This is a genomic window from Novosphingobium sp. PASSN1 (assembly GCF_002278815.1).
The window spans coordinates 288,629-305,857 of record NZ_NKIS01000001.1 but is presented as its reverse complement, the minus strand read 5'-3'; the positions used below and the strand labels follow the sequence as shown (position 1 = coordinate 305,857).

General features: G+C 68.6%; 12 protein-coding genes. 5 read left to right on the top strand and 7 right to left on the bottom strand.

The window, feature by feature from the left end:
* Positions 1-18 precede the first annotated feature (18 nt).
* Genes CFE35_RS01380 through CFE35_RS01370 form a run of 3 tightly spaced genes read right to left on the bottom strand, consistent with a single transcriptional unit; the run spans position 19 to position 3,655 of the window.
* Complete coding sequence (locus tag CFE35_RS01380) at positions 19-636, bottom strand: TetR family transcriptional regulator C-terminal domain-containing protein (RefSeq protein ID WP_292927160.1); 618 nt, start codon at positions 634-636, stop codon at positions 19-21.
* A 2-nt stretch (positions 637-638) separates the two neighbouring features.
* Positions 639-2,042 (bottom strand): APC family permease, encoded by a 1,404-nt coding sequence (locus tag CFE35_RS01375; protein WP_292927158.1) that lies wholly within the window; start codon positions 2,040-2,042, stop codon positions 639-641.
* Positions 2,042-3,655: an NAD(P)/FAD-dependent oxidoreductase gene (locus tag CFE35_RS01370; RefSeq protein WP_292927156.1), complete on the bottom strand. Its 1,614-nt coding sequence runs from the start codon at positions 3,653-3,655 to the stop codon at positions 2,042-2,044. Before CFE35_RS01370 ends, CFE35_RS01375 begins: the two co-directional genes overlap by 1 nt.
* A 97-nt stretch (positions 3,656-3,752) precedes the next feature.
* Between CFE35_RS01370 and CFE35_RS01365 the strand changes: the two genes are divergently transcribed.
* Both CFE35_RS01365 and CFE35_RS01360 read left to right on the top strand, forming a co-directional pair.
* Positions 3,753-4,889, top strand: coding sequence for an aromatic ring-hydroxylating dioxygenase subunit alpha (locus CFE35_RS01365; RefSeq protein ID WP_292927154.1), 1,137 nt, complete (start codon positions 3,753-3,755; stop codon positions 4,887-4,889).
* 84 nt (positions 4,890-4,973) lie between these two features.
* Positions 4,974-6,419, top strand: coding sequence for a DUF87 domain-containing protein (locus CFE35_RS01360; RefSeq protein ID WP_292927152.1), 1,446 nt, complete (start codon positions 4,974-4,976; stop codon positions 6,417-6,419).
* Here CFE35_RS01360 and CFE35_RS01355 read toward each other — a convergent pair.
* From CFE35_RS01355 to CFE35_RS01345, 3 genes are read right to left on the bottom strand one after another with little or no spacing between them, the layout of a single operon-like run.
* Positions 6,373-7,779, bottom strand: coding sequence for a TolC family protein (locus tag CFE35_RS01355; protein WP_292927150.1), 1,407 nt, complete (start codon positions 7,777-7,779; stop codon positions 6,373-6,375). The two genes, CFE35_RS01360 and CFE35_RS01355, sit on opposite strands and share 47 nt — an antisense overlap.
* Positions 7,780-7,834: 55 nt before the next feature.
* Positions 7,835-7,981, bottom strand: coding sequence for a hypothetical protein (locus tag CFE35_RS01350; RefSeq protein WP_292927148.1), 147 nt, complete (start codon positions 7,979-7,981; stop codon positions 7,835-7,837).
* Positions 7,982-8,005: 24 nt separating this feature from the next.
* A complete protein-coding gene (locus CFE35_RS01345; RefSeq protein WP_292927146.1) occupies positions 8,006-9,814 on the bottom strand; it encodes a hypothetical protein in 1,809 nt (602 codons plus the stop codon).
* A gap of 214 nt (positions 9,815-10,028) precedes the next feature.
* Here CFE35_RS01345 and CFE35_RS01340 point away from each other — a divergent pair, with 214 nt between their 5' ends.
* From CFE35_RS01340 to CFE35_RS01330, 3 genes are read left to right on the top strand one after another with little or no spacing between them, the layout of a single operon-like run.
* On the top strand, positions 10,029-11,177 hold the full coding sequence (locus tag CFE35_RS01340) for an HlyD family efflux transporter periplasmic adaptor subunit (RefSeq protein WP_292927144.1): 1,149 nt from the start codon (positions 10,029-10,031) through the stop codon (positions 11,175-11,177).
* Positions 11,174-13,840, top strand: coding sequence for a cysteine peptidase family C39 domain-containing protein (locus CFE35_RS01335; RefSeq protein WP_292927142.1), 2,667 nt, complete (start codon positions 11,174-11,176; stop codon positions 13,838-13,840). The genes CFE35_RS01340 and CFE35_RS01335 overlap by 4 nt, the downstream gene beginning before the upstream one ends.
* A complete protein-coding gene (locus CFE35_RS01330) occupies positions 13,837-15,942 on the top strand; it encodes an ABC transporter ATP-binding protein (protein ID WP_292927140.1) in 2,106 nt (701 codons plus the stop codon). The genes CFE35_RS01335 and CFE35_RS01330 overlap by 4 nt, the downstream gene beginning before the upstream one ends.
* Here the strand turns inward: CFE35_RS01330 and CFE35_RS01325 are convergent.
* Positions 15,939-17,012 (bottom strand): class I SAM-dependent methyltransferase, encoded by a 1,074-nt coding sequence (locus tag CFE35_RS01325; protein WP_292927138.1) that lies wholly within the window; start codon positions 17,010-17,012, stop codon positions 15,939-15,941. The two genes, CFE35_RS01330 and CFE35_RS01325, sit on opposite strands and share 4 nt — an antisense overlap.
* Positions 17,013-17,229 lie beyond the last annotated feature (217 nt).

Genomic DNA, 17,229 nt, shown 5'->3' with positions numbered 1-17,229 from the left:
GGCGCTTCTTGCCGTTCCTCAGGCAGCGAACAGGCGCAGCACAGCCGCATCGCACAGCGCCACGCAGCGCTCGCGGGGAGTGCGCTCGGCGGAGAGATAGTATTCGATCCACAACCCATCGAGCACGGCGGAAAGCAGCGCGATGGCATCCGCCAGTGGGAGCGCCCCTCCGCCTGCGGCAAGCCCCTTGGCCAGCCGTTCAAGCAGCGCGCGTTGGCGCAAGTTGAAGCTTTCCGAGACTGCGGCGAAATCAGCCCGGCTGCGCGCCTGCTGCCAGAACACCATCCATGCCCCGATGATGTCCGGCCCCGCCCAATCATCGGAAAACACCGCGACGAAATAGCGGTGCAGAGCCTCGCGCGGGTCTGCGGCATAGGGAAGAGCCGCTGCTTCCAGCTGCGCCAGCATGTCCTCGCACAGCTGCTCGTAGGTTTCGAGCAGCAGGGTGTCCGGATTGCGGAAATAGTGCCGCAGCATGCCGTGGCTGACCCCGGCCTGACGGCAAATTTCGCGCCCCGTGGCCCCTTTCGCGCCCAACCGGGCAAGGCAGCTGACCGTGGCGGCAACAAGGTCTGCCCGGCGCACCAGCGGCGAGGCACGGCGGCGGCGCGGGGCGGCGGGCACGGAGCTGGCCATCCTCAGGCTGCGCGGCGGGCCGAGCGCTGGCCCAGCACATAGACCACCGTGCCGCTGCCCAGCAGCACTGCGGTGAGGCCGAAGATCTTGATGACGGCGAGGAGCTTGTCCGGCTCGTCCGGCGCGGGGAAGGCCGCCAGCACCAGCGCGGTCAGCGTAGTGGCAAGCCCGATGCAGGCAAACAGCGTGGAGGTCACGCGCCCGCCGGGCAGCCGCGTCACGCCCACATCGGTGGGCCGCCCCTGCAGGCGGATCACCGCAAGGAACACGAGCGCAAACGGCAAGAAGGCGGCGATGATCCCCATGCTGACAAGCACGTCATACGCGCCCTTCACCCCCGTGCCAGCCTGCCCCAGAATGCAAAGCACCGCCCCCAGCCCGCCCTGCACAAGGATCGCGACATAAGGCGTGCCCCACTTGGGATGGACCTTGGCAAAGATGGGCGGCAGCAACCGGTCGATCCCCACCGCAAAGGGAATGCGCGCGGCGCACGAGAGGAACCCGCTTGCTGCGCCCAGATTGCCGAGCGTGATGAGCAGCGCGAGCGGGATCACGATCCACCCCGCCCCCACCTTGCCCGCCGCCACCGCGCCCGCCTGCACCAGCCCCTGCAGCGTGTTGACCTCATGCGATGGCATCGCCAGCAGCACGGCAAACGTGCCGATGATATAGCACGAGACGATCACCACCCCCGCAATCGGCAGCGCGCGCGGGATCGTGCGGCGCGGCTCCCTGATCTCGCCGCTCATGAACGAGGCGGTTTCCGCGCCGGAAAGCGCAAAGGCAATCGCGGCCCACATGATCATGTGCTGGATATCGAACACCGGCACGAACGACTGCGCGGTGAATTGGGTGGCAGAACCGAATTGCCACCAGGCCGCCACGCCGAGTGCGATCACGATCAGCGCCGGTCCCCACATCCCCACCGCGCCCACATTGTGCAGCCAGCGCCCGAAGCGCATCCCGAACATGTTGATCGCGGTGATGAACGCGAGCGCGGCGAGCGCGAAGCTCATGAAGAAGGCCGGGCTATCGCGCAGATGCAGCCAGCTGGTGCCGCCAATGTAGAGCGCATTGCCCGCATCGAAATAGAGCACGCTGGGGAAATAGGGCAGGTTCGAGGTGAAGTAGCTCCACCCCGCCATGAAGCCGACGTAAGGCCCGAACGCTTCGCGCGTCCAGACATAGAGCCCGCCCTCCTGCGGATAGCGCGAGGACAGCTCGACGATGGCGAGCACGAACGGCAGGTAGAAGCCGAGCAGCGCGCCGACCCAGATCACGATCGAACTTGGCCCAAACGCCGCCGCCGTCGCGATCCAGCGCAAGCTGACCCCGGTGACGATGTAGAACATCGCAAGATCGGCAACGCCCATCACCTTGGGAGGATGAGGCGCGCCGCCTGCCATCAGCGCCGGTTCTGCTTCTTCGTATCGCGCAACACCTGCATCGCTGCGTTATGGCCGGGCGCGCCGGTCACCCCGCCGCCGGGATGTGCCCCTGCCCCGCACAGATAGAGCCCCTCCACCGGCGTGCGATACTGCGACCAGCGCGGCACCGGACGCATCGAGAACAAGGCTCCGGGGTGCAGATCGCCGTGGAAGATATTGCCTTCCGTCAAGCCATAGATCCGCTCCAGATCGAGCGGGGTGAGCATCACGCGGCCCAGGATCAGCTCACGCAAGTTCGGCATGTGGCGGCTGATCTGGTCGATGATCGAGTCCGCCAGCGCTTCGCGCCGTTCGTCCCAGGTGCCTTCCTTGAGATCATAGGGCACATACTGGATGAAGCAGGTCAGCATATGGTGGCCGGGCGGGCAGAGGCTGTCGTCGACGAGGCTCGGGATCACGCAATCGATCCACAGTTCCTCGGGCACATCGCCGAAGCGGGCAATATCGGCGCAGCGCTGCGCGCCCTCCAGCGTCGGCGCGATGGTCAGCAGCGCGCGTTCGAGCGGGGTTGCATCGGGGCGGCGGCCGATCACGGTGGGCTCACCCGAAAGTGCGATGTTGAGCTTGGCTGCAGGGCCGCCCATCTTGATCGCGGCGATATCGCGGCGGAAATCGTCGGGCAAATCGGCCTTGGCCAGCAGCGCCAGAAACGTGCGCTTGGGATCGGCGTTGGAGAGCACGACACGCCCACGCATCTGCCGCCCATCAAGCAGCGTCACGCCCGTCGCGCGGCCGCCGAACACATCGATGCTGCCCACCGGCGCGCTGGTTTCGATCACCGCGCCAAACCCGCGCGCGGCGGCAGCAATCGCGCCCGAAACCGCGCCCATGCCGCCCATCACATGGCCGTTGAAGCCCTGCACCGCCTTGTCGCCGCCTGCCAGCAAGTGGAACAACAGCCCCACCGCCGAACCCGGCTCATAGGGGCCGCCATGCTTGCCATAGACATTGTTGGCCAGGATCATGCGCTTGGCAGCATCGGATTCGAAGTGCTGATCGAGGAATTCGCCGAGGCTGCCGGTGAGGAACTGCACCATCTCGCCGATTTCAGTGCCCTTGATCCGGCGGAAGCGGCGGATCATGCGCAGCCCTTCGCGCAGCCGGTCCAGCCCGCGCGCGGCCAGATCGGGCGGGGATTCAAGGAAGAACGGCTGGAGATAAGCGGCCAGCGCCTTGAGCTTGCGGTCCACTTCCAGAAAGCTTTCCGCATCGCGCGCGGAAAAACGGGCGATTTCCTGCGCGGTGCGTTCCGGGTCTGCCCACCAGCGGATGATCTCGCCGTCTTCCAGCGGCACTGTCAGGATCGGATCGCAGGCGACCATGCACAGGCCGTGGCGGCCCAAATCGAGATCGCGGATCACCGTCGGCATCAGCATCGAGGCGATGTAGGACGTGAACGACACGCGGTGACCGGGGATGACCTCTTCGGTCACGCAGGCCCCGCCGACGATGGGCCGCGCTTCCAGCACCAGCACCGAACGCCCCGCCTTCGCCAGATAGGCCGCCGCTGTCAGGCCGTTATGCCCGGCCCCTACAACAATCGCGTCCCAGACCTTGCTCGTCACATCCATCGCGCTTGCCGTCTGGCCCCTGTCGCTTTCCTGCTGGCTGAGTGCCGCAAGCCCGCTTATAAGGCAAGCGTCTAATAAGCTATGCGGAGCAAGGGCGATGAGCGGTGACGGAGCCAATGGCGGCATGGAACGGTCGCTCGAAAGCACCGCCTACCTGACGGCTGAGGCCCATGCACGTGACAAGGCCGCGATCTTCCACCGCCAGTGGTTTTGCGCTGGCCGCGATGAGGACATGCCCGAGCCGGGCGATCACCGAGTGCTCGATATCGCAGGCGAAAGCGTGATCGTGGTGCGCGGGAAGGAAGGCGCGCTCCATGCGCACTACAACGTCTGCCGCCATCGCGGCGCACGGATGTGCGATGCCGCCAGTGATGCGCGCTGGGGCGTCACGCTCGATGCCGGAGTGGTTGGTCGCACGATGATCCGCTGCCCCTATCATGGCTGGTCATATGCGCTCGATGGCCGCCTGCTCGCCGCGCCGCAGCTTCAGGATGCGCCGGGCTTCGACAAGACCCTGTTCGCGCTTCACCCGGTCGCGGTCGAAACATGGGGCGGCTTCGTCTTCCTCAACCTCTCCCCCGAAACCGCGCCCGATTTCAGCGCCGGACTGGCCGAACCGGCGCGGCGGCTGGCGAACTATCCGCTGGCCGATCTGGTGACCGCGCGGACCATCCGCTATGATGTGAACGCCAACTGGAAGCTGATCCTCGAAAACTACAACGAGTGCTACCACTGCCCCGGCGTCCACCCCGAGCTCACAGCCATCGTGCCCGCCTTCAAGGTGCGCGGCGGGATCGATCTCGATTGGGAAGCGGGTATCCCGCACCGCGAAGGCGCGTTCACCTACACCTGGGACGGCACTACCACCCGCGCGCCCTTCCCCGGCCTGTCCGAAGCGGAGAAGGTCCGCCACAAGGGCGAGCTGATCTATCCCAACCTGATGCTCAGCGTCTCGTGCGATCACGCCGCCGCCTTCGTGCTCTGGCCGCTGGCCGCAGACCGCACGCTGATCGAATGCCGCTTCCTGTTCCATCCGGACGAGGCGGCAAAGGCGGATTTCGATCCATCCGATGCCGTGGATTTCTGGGATCTCGTCAACCGGCAGGACTGGGCGGTGTGCGAACGCGTCCAGTCCGGCATCGCCGCGCGCGTCCATACCCACGGCTATTACGCGCCCATCGAAGACCTCAGCCTCGATATCCGCCGCTACGTCGCAGGCTGCTCGGACACCTAAGCAGCCCCAAAGCGCAGCGCGCCTGTGCATGGAGCCCGGTGCGGGACTTGCCCCGGCCCGGGCAAACGGGCCATGCGGCAGGGCATGACAATCAAGGTGGATCTGGGATTCGAAAGCGGCGGCGGGCCGGCGCTGGTCGATCTGGAAGAGTTGCTCGCAACGCGGCTGCTCGTCCAGGGCAATTCCGGCTCGGGCAAATCGCACCTGCTGCGCCGCCTGCTTGAACGCAGCGCAGACCATGTCCAGCAGATCGTGATCGATCCCGAAGGCGATTTCGTCACGCTGTCCGGCCCACACGGCCACATCGCGATCGAGGCGGTCGATTATGCGGTGCCGGAAATCGTCCACTTCGCCCGGCGCTGCCGCGAACATCGCACCTCGGTCGTGCTCAGCCTCGAAGGGCTGGAGATGGAAGGCCAGATGCGCTGCGCCGCTGCGTTCCTTGCAGGGCTGTTCGATGCCCCGCGCGAACATTGGTTCCCCGCACTGGTCGTGGTCGATGAAGCGCAGATCTTCGCGCCCTCTGCCGGGGCCGAAGTCAGCGAGGAAATCCGCCGGGCTTCCTTGGGCGCGATGACCAACCTCATGTCGCGCGGGCGCAAGCGCGGGCTTGCCGGGATCATCGCCACCCAGCGCCTCGCCAAGCTGTCCAAGAACGTAGCGGCCGAGGCCAGCAACTTCCTGATGGGGCGCACGTTCCTCGATATCGACATGGCGCGCGCCGCCGATCTGCTCGGCATGGAGCGGCGGCAGGCCGAATCCATCCGCGATCTGGCGCGCGGCACGTTCCTTGGCCTTGGCCCGGCGATTTCGCGACGGCCGGTCATGCTCAAGATCGGCACGGTCGAAACTTCGGCGCGCAGCAGCAGCCCGGTGCTGGTGCCGCTGCCCGATGCGCCCTCGCCCGATATGCGCCAGTTCCTGTTTGCCGGGATGGACGAAGCGCCCCCGCCGCCGCCCGCGCCAATCCCCCGCCCCCAGCCCGCCGCGATGGTATTGGAAGAGCTCGCGCGGCTTCCCGAAGCGGTGCTGACCGAGGAACCTGCCGAACCGGTCGATCCCGAACCGGTCATGGTCACGGCGCTGCGCGCGATTGCGGGTGATGATGATGCCGCGGGCAAGACGACCGCGGTGCTGTTTCAGGATTTCCAGGTCCGCTGCCGGATGCTGGGATTGCGCCAGCCCCCGCTCGATCTCGCCGCCTTCACCCGCCGGCTCGCCGCCGCGCGCGCAGGCATCTTCGAAAGCCTCGATGATGAATGGGCACCCGCGCTCGATGCCGGACGCAAGGTGCCCGACGACATGCTCGGCGCGTTCCTGCTCATCGCCCGCGCCGCCAGCGAAGGGCGCCCCTGCCCCAGCGATCAGGAACTGGCGCATGTCTATGGCACAAGTTCGCTCGGCCGCGCCCGCCGCGTGCTGAGCTACATGGAAGAGCGCGACATCATCGTGGCGCGCACCGATCTTTCGGGCCGCCGCTCGATCACGATCCCGGCGCTGGGCTGGACGACGGAGCCGACTGCGCCATAGGGCCATCCGCCTGCGGCCAGCCGCCGCCGAGCGCCTGCAGCAGATCAAGGCTGGCCAGCAGCGCCCGCACCGCCGCATCCGAACGCGCGATCCGGCGCTCAATCCCGTCCACCTCGATGGCGATGGCCGCCTGCCGTGAAAGCGTGCCGTTTGCCGCCTGCTGGCGCGAACGGGCGAGCAGGACTTCGCCATCCTGCTGAGCCAGGGCAGCGCGAGTCAGGCCGCTGCGCGCGACTTGCAGGCCTTGCAACCGGTCGTTCACCTCGCGCAGCGCCCGCAGCACCGTCTCTCGGTATTGAGCCTGCGCGCTGCTGCGCTGCGCCTCGCGCCCTGCCACGCGCGCCTTGTGCCTCCCACCATCGAACACCGGCAGGCCCAGCAGCAGGCCGAACCCGAAACTGCTCGCGGCACTGGTCAGCAACTGGCCAAGGCCGGGCGAAGCCGCGCCGCCCGATGCGGTGAGGCCGATGGCAGGCAGCCAGCTCTTGCGCTCGCTGCGCAGGCGTTCATCCGCCGCCAACATCCCGGCCCGCGCCGCCGCAATATCCGGACGCTGGCTCAGGACATCGGCAGGGACACCCGGTGGAATGTCGGGCAGTTGCGTCCCTGCGCCAAGGCCGGTTCGCGGCACCACCGCATCGCCCTCACCCAGCACCATGCCAAGCTGGCGCCAGGCCATGTCGCGCGCCAGCACAAGTTCGCTTTCGCGCTGGCAGGCGGCATCAAGCCTGCGCTGCGCCGCCTCGGCAGCAGCGGGCGCGGACAGCCCCAGCGCCTCACCCCGCGCTGCAATCCGGCGCGCCTCTTCCAGCAGCACCGCGATGTGCGCGGCATCGGCTGCGGCGGCGGCAAGATGGCGGCCCAGAAACAGCGCGCGCGCGGTCTCGTCCTCGATCAGCAGATACGTCCCGCGCAGCAGCGCGTCGGCGGCCACAACATCCTGCCGCTCCGCCGCGCGCTGGCCAGCAGCGCGGCCAAACAGATCGGCTTCCCAGCCCGCCGTGAGCCGCGCGGTAAACAGATCGCCGCTGCCACCTGCGGCATTGATCAGCGGCCCTTGCGCATGGGTCGCGCTGGCATCGATCGCGGCGATGGGCATTTGTGCGGCGACACCGCCCTTTGCCGCCGCACGCGCCAGGGCAACCCGGGCGGTAGCCTGCGCAATCTCGGGGTTGGCGCGATGCGCCCGCGCGATGAGATCATCGAGCGCGGGATCGCGGTAAATCGTCCACCAGTCTGGCTGGCCCGCAGCCGCAGCAACGGCAGGATCAGGGCGCAGCGGTGCCTCGCCGCAGGCCGGGGCGGCCAGCCCGATCGAGGCCGCAAGCACAAGCCCGGCACAAACTGCACGTCCCCGCATCAAACGCTGCAAAAAGGATGGCCAGACGTGGTCCGGCCATCCTTCAAGCCACCGATCAGAGACCGGCGCAGCGCGTGTAGACGACGACAACAGGCGTCGAATCCGGGGTCGACACCGAAGTGGAATCGGTCGAGCTAGACTTGCCGCCGCTGGCCACAGTGCCGCTCTTCGCGCCAGCGCGCAGGTTGGTCTTGATCTTCATGGGTATTCTCCTTCTGAGTGTGCCTTAGGCACGGGTATTCACCGGCCCTGCGGCAGGCGAATGGGGGGGCGTGGGGGCTGTGCCCCGCACGATGGCGATGGTCCGGGCGTCCACGGAAATGCGGATGCCCAGCAACGCGGCAAACTCGTCCGGCAGGAACGGAACACTGCGCATGTCCTGCCCCATCAGCACGTTGTGGAGATTGATCTGCGCCAGCGTCAGCCGGTGCGCCGGGACTGGCCGATGCAGCAGCGCCGCGATGCGCGCCTGCACCGCTTCGGCGCGCGCGATGATCCGCTGCGCGCGCCCGAGGAAATCCATGACGATGGCCGCAAACTCCGCTGCGAGCGGGCCGCTGTCCGGGCCGAAATGTTCGGCGGCGGCCTGTTCCAGCACGGTACGCGGTCCTGCCGCCTGCCGTGCTGCGGGCGCATTGATCTCAGCCGAAAGCGGCGCGGCGGGCGCTGGATCGCCCAGCCCGCGTGCGCAAGCGGCAAACATATCGTCGTAGACCGCCTCGCGGTGGCTGCGCCAGGCCTCACTGCCCAGAAACGAACGATGGCTGAGTGCAGCAAAGTGCCCGGCAAACCGCTCGGCCAGCGCCGCAGCAGGGCCGGTATCAACCCCTGCATCCCCGAGAACCGTGTGCAGCCGCGCATAGCAACGCGCCATGGCCGGCCAGAGCGAGAACACCGCGCCGAAGGTCTGAAGACCGAGCAACCCGTAGTTCATCGCCGGCGCGATCAGCCCGGCGGCGGCGGCCAGTTCCGGCTCGCAAGCCGGATCGAACCCGCTGCGCGGCGCGGCGCCATCGAGGATCACGCCGAGAAAATCCTCGATCATGAAACGCGGCCCGGCGCAGACACCGTGATCGGAATGAAACAGGTAGTTCCGATCAGCATAAGCCAGAATGCTCTCGGCCGAGACGGGCGCATCCGCGCCGCGCATCCGTTCGTACAGCGGCACGAACATCATGTGATGCATCACCATGCGCAGCCCGTCGGTCACCCGAAACAGGTTGGAAAGCGCAGGATGCAGCGCGCCATCGGCCACCGGCGCATCGCGGCGCAGCAGGATGTAGCTGGGCAGCGCGAGCACGCAGACGGCGAGCCGTTCGACATGTCCCACCGTCCAACCCTGAGCAGCCTCGGGAAAACGCGCCAGATAGGCCGCGCGGATCGGCAGCAGCAAGCCCATCATCTGCCGCCACTGCGCCCGCATGGCCTTGAGCGCGGTCATGTTGATCGGCTTGTCAGCCTGAAAGCGATTGCCGGGATAAGGGCAGCCGCGCCACTCGGTCGGCACTTCATGGCGCGCGGCGGCGGGAAAAACGTTGGCCTCGCCGATCGGGCGGCCGTCCGCATCGCGAAACAGGTGCGCCGTGCGGAACACCGGCACCACCACTTCCAGATAGGCTGGATCGAGCGCCATCCCGGTCAGTTCCGCCATCAGCGAAGGTGCCTCGGTCCACGTGCGCGGCCTGTCCATCGGAGCAGGTGGCAGCGGCGAAGGCACTGGTCCCAGCGCATGATGGGCCGGCACATGGCCAGGATCGGCGCGTACCAGCAGACCTTCCTCCAGCAGCGCGCCGAGCATGTCCGCCGCCTCGGCCCAGTCCAATCCGCCCTGCTGCGCGGCATCCCCGGCACTCAGCACGCGCTCGGTCACCAGCACTTCGGCAAAGGCGAAGTGGCGCGGTACGTCCCACGAAACTTCCTTGCCGAGATGGTAGAGCGTGAGCTGCCGCGCGCCGCTTTCATCGGTGCCATGCTGCAACAAGGCCGCACGCGCCATCGGCATGGCAATCATAGACTGCGGCGTCAGGTCGGCCATGGGCGAAGCAGCGTTGGGCGCCTGCAACGCTGCAGTTCGCTCCTCCCATGCTGCGCCTGTTGCCGCCATTGCACCTGCCTCGTCGTTCGCTTCGATGCCTCCCTCAACGCTGCCCGCCCGCTGCTTATTCTGACCGTGTCGAAATGTTTCTTGCTGCGAATAAATCCCCCCGGCGGTTCGTTGATGGGCAGGCACACTGCGTGCGAGAGGGGCCATGGCAGGATCGTTTGCACGCACGACACGCGCGCTGGATGCAGATCGCGGCGCGGGCGCAGCGCTCCTGCTGTGGGGCGCGCTAGCGCTGCTCGCGGCATGGGGCGCATGGTTCGCATTCGCGCGGGTCGCGGTGTATGAAGTCTCGCGCAGCGCCCGCATCGAAGTCGCGGGGGCTTCGCGCACCGTCTCCAGCGAACAGGGCGGAAGGCTCGTCGGGTCAGGCCTGTTCATCGGCCGCCAGGTCGCCGCCGGAGACGTCCTTGCCGAGCTCGACTCCTCGGCGCAGCGGCTACGGCTGGCAGAAGCCGAAGCGCGCCTCGCCGGGTTTCCCGCCCGGCTTGCGGCGCTGCGCGAACAGCTTTCCGCCAGCCTTGGCAGCAGCACCGGAGCAGCGCGCGCCGCCGCTGCCACCATCGCTGCCGCCCGCGCGCATAGCCGCGAGGCCGATGCCGCCGCACGCTTTCAGGACGATCTTGCCCGCCGCCAGCAGGCCGATAGCGCCGCCGGCGCGATTGCGCCGATCGATGCCGCCCGCGCCGACAGCGAAGCGCGCCGCGCCGCCGCACTGCGCGATGCATCCACCGAGGAGCGCCGCCGCGCCGAGGGCGATGCCGCGACCGCCCGTGCCAGCCGCCGCGTCGATTCCGCCGATATAGCCGCCCGCCTTGCTGAAGCCGAAAGCGAAGCTGCCGCCGCTGCCGCGCTGGCCGATCAGCTGCGCCGCGAGGCGGATCTTCAGAAGATCCGCGCACCCATCAGCGGCGTGATCGGCGAAGTTTCGCCCGTGCGCGCTGGCGATGTGCTCGCCCCCGGCGCGCGGCTCGCCACCATCGTTCCGGCAGGCAGCTTGCGCCTTGTCGCCACCTTCCCCGCCGCCACGGCGCTCGGCCGGATCGCTCAGGGACAGTCCGCACGGCTGCGCCTCGATGGCTTTTCGTGGGCCGAATACGGCACCTTCCCTGCGCGCGTCGAACGGGTTGCCGCCGATGGCAGCGATGGCGCGCTGCGAGTCGAACTGGCCATGGCCAACCCGCAAGGCAGCGCACTGATCCTGCGCCACGGCATGACGGGAGAAGTCGATGTCGTGATCGAGCAGGTCTCTCCGCTCATGCTGCTGCTGCGCACGCTCGGGCAGTTCCTCGCGTGAAGGGTGCGGACCGGCGCTGGCTTGCGCCCGAAGTGGTGCAGACATCCTCGATGGATTGCGGTCCGGCCGCGCTCAAGTGCCTGCTTGAAGGCCACGGCGTTCCCGTCAGCTATGGCCGCCTGCGCGAGGCCTGCCAGACCAGCGTGGACGGCACCTCGATCGACACCATCGAAGTAGTCGCCAGGCAGCTCGGCCTCGCGGCAGAACAAGTGCTCGTCCCGCGCGATTTCCTTGCCCTTGGCGGCAAGGCCGCGCTGCCCGCGATGGTCGTGGTGCGCCATGCCGATACGGCGACGCATTTCGTGGTGATCTGGGCGCGTCATGGCAACTGGCTCCAGATCATGGACCCGGCCATCGGCCGCCGCTGGATTTCCTGCCAGCAGTTCGAAGCCCAGATTTTCGCGCACCAGCAGGCCGTGCTGGCGTCCGATTGGCACGAATGGTGTGAAAGCGCGGAATTTCAGGCGCCCACAACCGCCCGCCTCCTCGCGCTGGGCCTATCGGCCGAGGGCGCAGCGGGCCTGCTGGTCGAGGCGGCGGCGGAAGGCGGCTGGTTCGGCTTTGGCGCGCTCGATGCGTCCGCCAGGCTCTGCGCGGCGCTGGCCGAGGCCCGCGGCCTTGCGCGCGGCGACGAGGCCGCCGCCGTAACCACCGCGCTCTTTCGCGATACGCTGGCGAGCGGCCACGACATTTTCGCAATCATTCCGGAAGAGTACTGGTCCGCCCTGCCCGATATCACCAACACCGACCCCGCGCGCGAGATGCTGGTGATCCGCGGCGGGGTCATGCTGAAAGCCGCCCCGAGAGCCGCCGATTTCGCCGAAGAATCCGCTGCCAAAGCAGACCTCTCGCCCGAACTCGCCGCCGCGCTGGCCGCGCCTGCCGCCAACCCGCTGCGCCAATTCTGGAGCCTGCTGCGCGCCGATGCCGCCTTGCGCCCCGGCCTGCTCGGCGGCGCGGTTCTGGTGCAAGCGCTGGCCATGGCGGCGCAGATCCTCGTGCTGCGCGGCCTGCTGGAAGTGACCCAGCATCTTGCGCTTCCAGCCCAGCGACTGGGCGCGTTGCTGGCGATCACGGCGCTGGTGGCGTTCACCGGCATCCTTGATCTTGGCCTCGCGGCCAGCGCGATCGGCCAGGGCCGCCGCCTTGAAGCGCGGCTGCGGCAGGCCTTGTTCACCAAGCTTCCCCGCCTTCACGACCGCTATTTCCAGAGCCGCCCGATTACCGACATGGCCGACCGCAGCCATGCCGTGCCGCTGGTGCGCAGCGTGCCGCAAGCCGCCTTGCAAGCCGCGCAAGTGCTTACCGAACTGGTGCTCACGCTCTGCGCCATCGCGATCACCGCGCCGGGCAGCACCGGCTGGGCACTCGCCATTGTCGCGGTGGCCGTGCTCGCCCCGCTTGTCGTCCAGCCTTTGCTCAACGAGCGTGATCTGGCGCTGCGCAACCATGGCGGCGCGCTCCACGGGTTCTATCTCGATGCGCTGCTCGGCCTCGCCCCGATCCGCGCGCACCGAGCCGAACGCGCGATCAGCCTCAGCCACGAAAGCCTGCTGGTCGATTGGACCCGCGCCGCGCGCACGCTCGCTGCATGGGCCACCGGTGCGCAAGGCCTCGCCGCTGCCCTGTCGACCGGCCTCGGCATCGTGCTGCTTGCCGCGCATTTCGCCGCGCGGGGGGAACTGCGCGGCACCGATCTCCTGCTGGTGTTCTGGACCTTGCGCCTGCCCGGTGCCGCCACCTCGCTTGCCGGACTGGCGCGGCAATACCCGGCCATGCGCAACGTACTGCTGCGGCAGATGGAGCCGCTGGAAGCGCCCGAAGAAGCAACATCGCACACGGCCGCCACCGCGCCTTCGGGCCCTGCAGCCATCCGCATCACGGGCGGCGCGGTTGTCGCGGGCGGGCACACCATCCTCGAAGATGTGGACCTCGCCATCGCGCCGGGCGAGCATGTCGCCGTGGTTGGCCGCTCGGGCGCGGGCAAGTCCTCGCTGCTCGGGCTGCTGCTGGGCTGGCACCGGCTGGCACAAGGCACCGTGCTGGTCGATGACGCACCGCTCGATGGCGCGGCGCTGGCCCGGCTGCGGCTCGATACGGCGTGGGTCGATCCGCAAGTGCAGCTGTGGAACCGTTCGCTGCTCGACAATCTGACTTATGCGGTGGACGACGAGGATCTCGGCCGGGTGCGCGCCCTCGTCGAGGCGTCCGGGCTGATGGGCATTTCAAGCCGCCTGCCGGACGGCCTGCAATCGCCGCTGGGCGAAAGCGGCGGCCTGCTTTCGGGCGGCGAAGGCCAGCGCGTGCGGCTGGGCCGCGCGCTGCTCTCACCGTCCTCGCGCCTCGCGCTCCTCGATGAACCGTTCCGGGGGCTGGACCGCACGCAGCGCAGCGCGCTGATGGCCTCGGCCCGCCGCTGGTGGCAGGGCACCACGCTGCTCTGCGTGACGCACGACATCGCCGAGACGCAAGCGTTCGACCGCGTGCTCGTGATCGAGGATGGCCGCATCACCGCTGATGGCAATCCGCGCACACTGGCGCAAGTGCCCGGCCCCTACCGCGATCTGATCGCCGCCGAAGCCGCGATGATCGGCAGCCGCTGGCGCGCGGCGACATGGCGGCGCTGGCAGGTCAGCGGCCAGAGCGTGGCGGAAGTGGCATGAGCCTGCTGCCGGAAGCCGCATTGTGGCCAACATCGGCGCTGGGCGAAGCGCTTGAGGCGCTGGCGCTGCGCCATGATCTCCTGCCCCGCGCCGATGCGTCAGAGGCCCCGCCCCCACCCCCGACCGGGCTCGATACCGATCTTACGCAGTGGCTCGTCCGTGCGGGCGCGCGGCTCGGCATCGAGGCCCTGCCCGTTTCCGCCGCCGTGCGCGAACTGCCGGCCTTCCTGCGCCATGGCGGCCCCGCGCTGGTCGCCATCGAAGGGGCCTTCCTCGCGCTCGACGGCGTGCGCCGGGGCCGCCCTATCGCACTGTGCCGCGATGGCCGCCGCGTGGCGCTTGATGCCGAGGCGCTGGCCGCGCGCGTCGCGCAGCCCCTCGCCGCCGCACTACAACCCGAAGTGGCCCGCGTGCTCGGCGCGGCTGGCATCGCACAGGCGCGGCGCGAACAAGTGAGCGCCGCGATGATCGCCGCGCGGATCGGCGCGCAAGCTGTCAAAGGCCTCGTCTTACTGCGCCTGCCTGCCCATGCCCCCTTCCTGCGGCAATGCCGCCGCGCCGGGCTGCACTGGCGGCTGCTTCAGATCACGGCCCTGTTCGCGCTGCTCTATGGCGCAGACCTCTGGGGCTGGAGCCTGATTGGCGGGGCGACGCTTTCAGGCAAGCTCGATTGGGGCTGGTTTGCGGCCTGGGCGCTGCTGGCGTTCACGCTGTTGCCGGTGCAATTGCTGGCGGGCTGGAGCGAAGCGGTGTTCGCGCTCGAAACCGGCCGCCTGCTCAAGTCCCGCCTGCTCGCGGGCGCACTGGCAATGCCGCCCGATCTGGTGCGGCGGCGCGGGGTGGGCGAGATGATCGGGCAGATCATGGAAGCACAGGCGCTCGAAGGCCTCGCGCTCGGCGGTGCCTTTGCCGTACTCGTCGGGCTGATCGAACTGGTGCTGGCAGGCCTGGTCCTGCGCGCAGGGGCCGCCCCCGTCCTGCACCCCGCGCTGCTCGCGATAACGGCGGTGGGCTGCGCGGGCTTTGGCCTGCGCGTTCACCGCAGCATTTCCGGCTGGACCCGCCAGCGCCTGCGCATGACGCACTACCTGATCGAGGCGATGACCGGCCACCGCACGCGCCTTGCGCAGGAACGCCCGGCGCGGCGCGATGCGTCCGAAGATACCCGGTTGGCGGGATACTTGCGCAGCGCACGAACGATGGACCGCACCGCGCTTGGCTTTGGCGCAGGCCTTTCGCTTGGCTGGAGCCTTGCCGCGCTGCTTGCGCTCGCCCCGGCGATGGCCAGTGCCGCACCGCCCGCGCCCACCGCGCTCGCCATCAGCCTTGGCGGCATGCTGCTCGCCCAGCGCGCGCTGGGCGGCATCGGCGGCGGCCTTACCAGCCTTTCACGCGCGCGGTTCGCGTGGGGGCAAGTCGGCGCGATCTTCCGCAGCGGCAATCGCGCGCCCCAATCTGGCGCAGCCACCATCGCGCCGGTTGCGTCAGGCGGCGGGCCGCTGCTGGAGGCGCGGGACTTGCGCTATACTCACGCAGGGAGCCACACCCCGGTGCTGCAAGGTGCCAATCTGGCGATTGCCCATGGCGACCGCATCCTGATCGAAGGCCCCTCCGGCGGCGGCAAATCCACCCTCGCCAGCCTGCTTACCGGATTGCGCCAGCCCGATGGCGGCCTGCTGCTGCTGGCGGGGCTGGACCGGCCGACGATTGGTGATGCCTGGCACAGCCATGTCACCGCCGCACCGCAGTTTCACGAAAACCATATCCTATCCGGTACGTTCGCGTTCAACCTGCTGATGGGGCGGCAATGGCCCGCCAGCGAGGCCGATCTCGCCGAAGCGGCGGGCCTGTGCGAAGAGCTTGGCCTTGGCGATCTCCTGCGCCGCATGCCCGGAGGGCTCCACCAGCGCATCGGCGAAACCGGCTGGCAGCTCTCGCACGGCGAACGCAGCCGCGTATTCCTCGCGCGCGCCCTGCTTCAGCGCGCGGCGGTCACGATCCTCGATGAAAGCTTCGCCTCGCTCGATCCCGCCACGATGGACCAGTGCCTGCGCACCGCGCTGGCGCGCAGCGAAACCCTGGTGGTGATCGCGCACCCTTAGGGAAACGCGATCTCCTGCGCCGGAGCGGCTGAAATGCCTGCCAGATCATCCTGCGGCGCGCCTTCGCGAAACTCCATCACCGACCATTCCAGCACGCCCATCCCGGCCCCCGGCGCAGCGGAGGCGCAGCGCAAGGCCAGATCCTGCCAGAATGCCGCCGCGTCCGTTCCCAGACCGGCCAGATGTGTGCGCGAAAGGAACGCCCGCGCAAACCCCTCGTCGATCGGGCGCACCTGCCGATAAAGCCCAAGCTCGACACCCCCGACCACCGTGCCAAGCCCGGCAAAAAGCTGGCCCAGACGGCGAAACCGCTCGGCCGCCTGCACCGCGAACGGCACGGCGGACTTGTCACCCAGCGGCGTGCGGTCGCCCAGAATGTAGCTCAGCGGATGGGCGTCTGGCAGGCTGATCGCAGCATCGATCACGAAGAAGCGGCCGCCCGGCGCGAGATTGCGGCTCACGCCCTGGCAGACTTGCGCTTGATCCAGCCAGTGCAGCGCCTGCGAGATGGTGATCGCGTGATAGCTGCCTTCATGCTGGGCAAGCCGGTTGCAGCTCTCGTTGATCGCCGTGATCCGCAGCCCGCGCGCCGCCGCCTCGGCCTGCGCCGCCGCGCAGAACCCGCGCGAAAGCTCCATGATCGAAACGTTCGGGCAGGCCTGCGCCAATTGCAGCGCAAGGCTGCCCGGCCCGGAGGCGAGATCGAGCACCCGGCTCTCTTCGCCGATCCCGGCGCGCGCAATGATCCGCCCGGCCAGTGCGCGCGGAAAGGGCCGATGCTCCAGATAATCGCGCGCCATCGCCGCGCCGTAGCGCGAAAGCTCGCCGTCCGGTTCGGTCAGCACGCCTGCGCCGCGCATCCCGGCAATCGCGCGTTCGATCCGCCCCCGCTCCGCCTCCGCATCGCGCGGTGCCCGTAAAATCAGCAGCGCATCGACCACCCCGCGCACCCCCGCCCCGCCCTTGCGCCCAAACAGCGCAAACACGAGCCGCTCTCGCTCGGTCAGCCAATACTGCGCATAAGGCTCGGCCTCCTGCATGACAAAGCAGGCACCATCGGCGGCGTGCATCAGGGCAAAGACAGGAGAGGCAACCAGCCTGCGTGCGGCCGGACTGGCAGTGTGGGGCGAAGGCATGACCATCCCGGCATCGGCGAAACTGCAAGCATCAACGAAGACGCCCGCCAGATATTCCCAGCCAACGCACCAGACCGGACAAAAGCCCTTCGCGCTGGCCGATCAGCCTTGATATGGCGATGAAACAAGGAACGACTTGGCGGAGAGGCAG

What these genes read in the sequence shown, in the direction of transcription:
- CFE35_RS01365 (WP_292927154.1), top strand. Translation starts at nt 3,753, where the DNA reads ATGAGCGGTGACGGAGCCAATGGCGGCATGGAACGGTCGCTCGAAAGC.
- CFE35_RS01355 (WP_292927150.1), bottom strand. Translation starts at nt 7,779, where the DNA reads ATGCGGGGACGTGCAGTTTGTGCCGGGCTTGTGCTTGCGGCCTCGATC.
- CFE35_RS01360 (WP_292927152.1), top strand. Translation starts at nt 4,974, where the DNA reads ATGACAATCAAGGTGGATCTGGGATTCGAAAGCGGCGGCGGGCCGGCG.
- CFE35_RS01350 (WP_292927148.1), bottom strand. Translation starts at nt 7,981, where the DNA reads ATGAAGATCAAGACCAACCTGCGCGCTGGCGCGAAGAGCGGCACTGTG.
- CFE35_RS01340 (WP_292927144.1), top strand. Translation starts at nt 10,029, where the DNA reads ATGGCAGGATCGTTTGCACGCACGACACGCGCGCTGGATGCAGATCGC.
- CFE35_RS01345 (WP_292927146.1), bottom strand. Translation starts at nt 9,814, where the DNA reads ATGGCCGACCTGACGCCGCAGTCTATGATTGCCATGCCGATGGCGCGT.
- CFE35_RS01330 (WP_292927140.1), top strand. Translation starts at nt 13,837, where the DNA reads ATGAGCCTGCTGCCGGAAGCCGCATTGTGGCCAACATCGGCGCTGGGC.
- CFE35_RS01380 (WP_292927160.1), bottom strand. Translation starts at nt 636, where the DNA reads ATGGCCAGCTCCGTGCCCGCCGCCCCGCGCCGCCGCCGTGCCTCGCCG.
- CFE35_RS01375 (WP_292927158.1), bottom strand. Translation starts at nt 2,042, where the DNA reads ATGGCAGGCGGCGCGCCTCATCCTCCCAAGGTGATGGGCGTTGCCGAT.
- CFE35_RS01370 (WP_292927156.1), bottom strand. Translation starts at nt 3,655, where the DNA reads ATGGATGTGACGAGCAAGGTCTGGGACGCGATTGTTGTAGGGGCCGGG.
- CFE35_RS01325 (WP_292927138.1), bottom strand. Translation starts at nt 17,012, where the DNA reads ATGCACGCCGCCGATGGTGCCTGCTTTGTCATGCAGGAGGCCGAGCCT.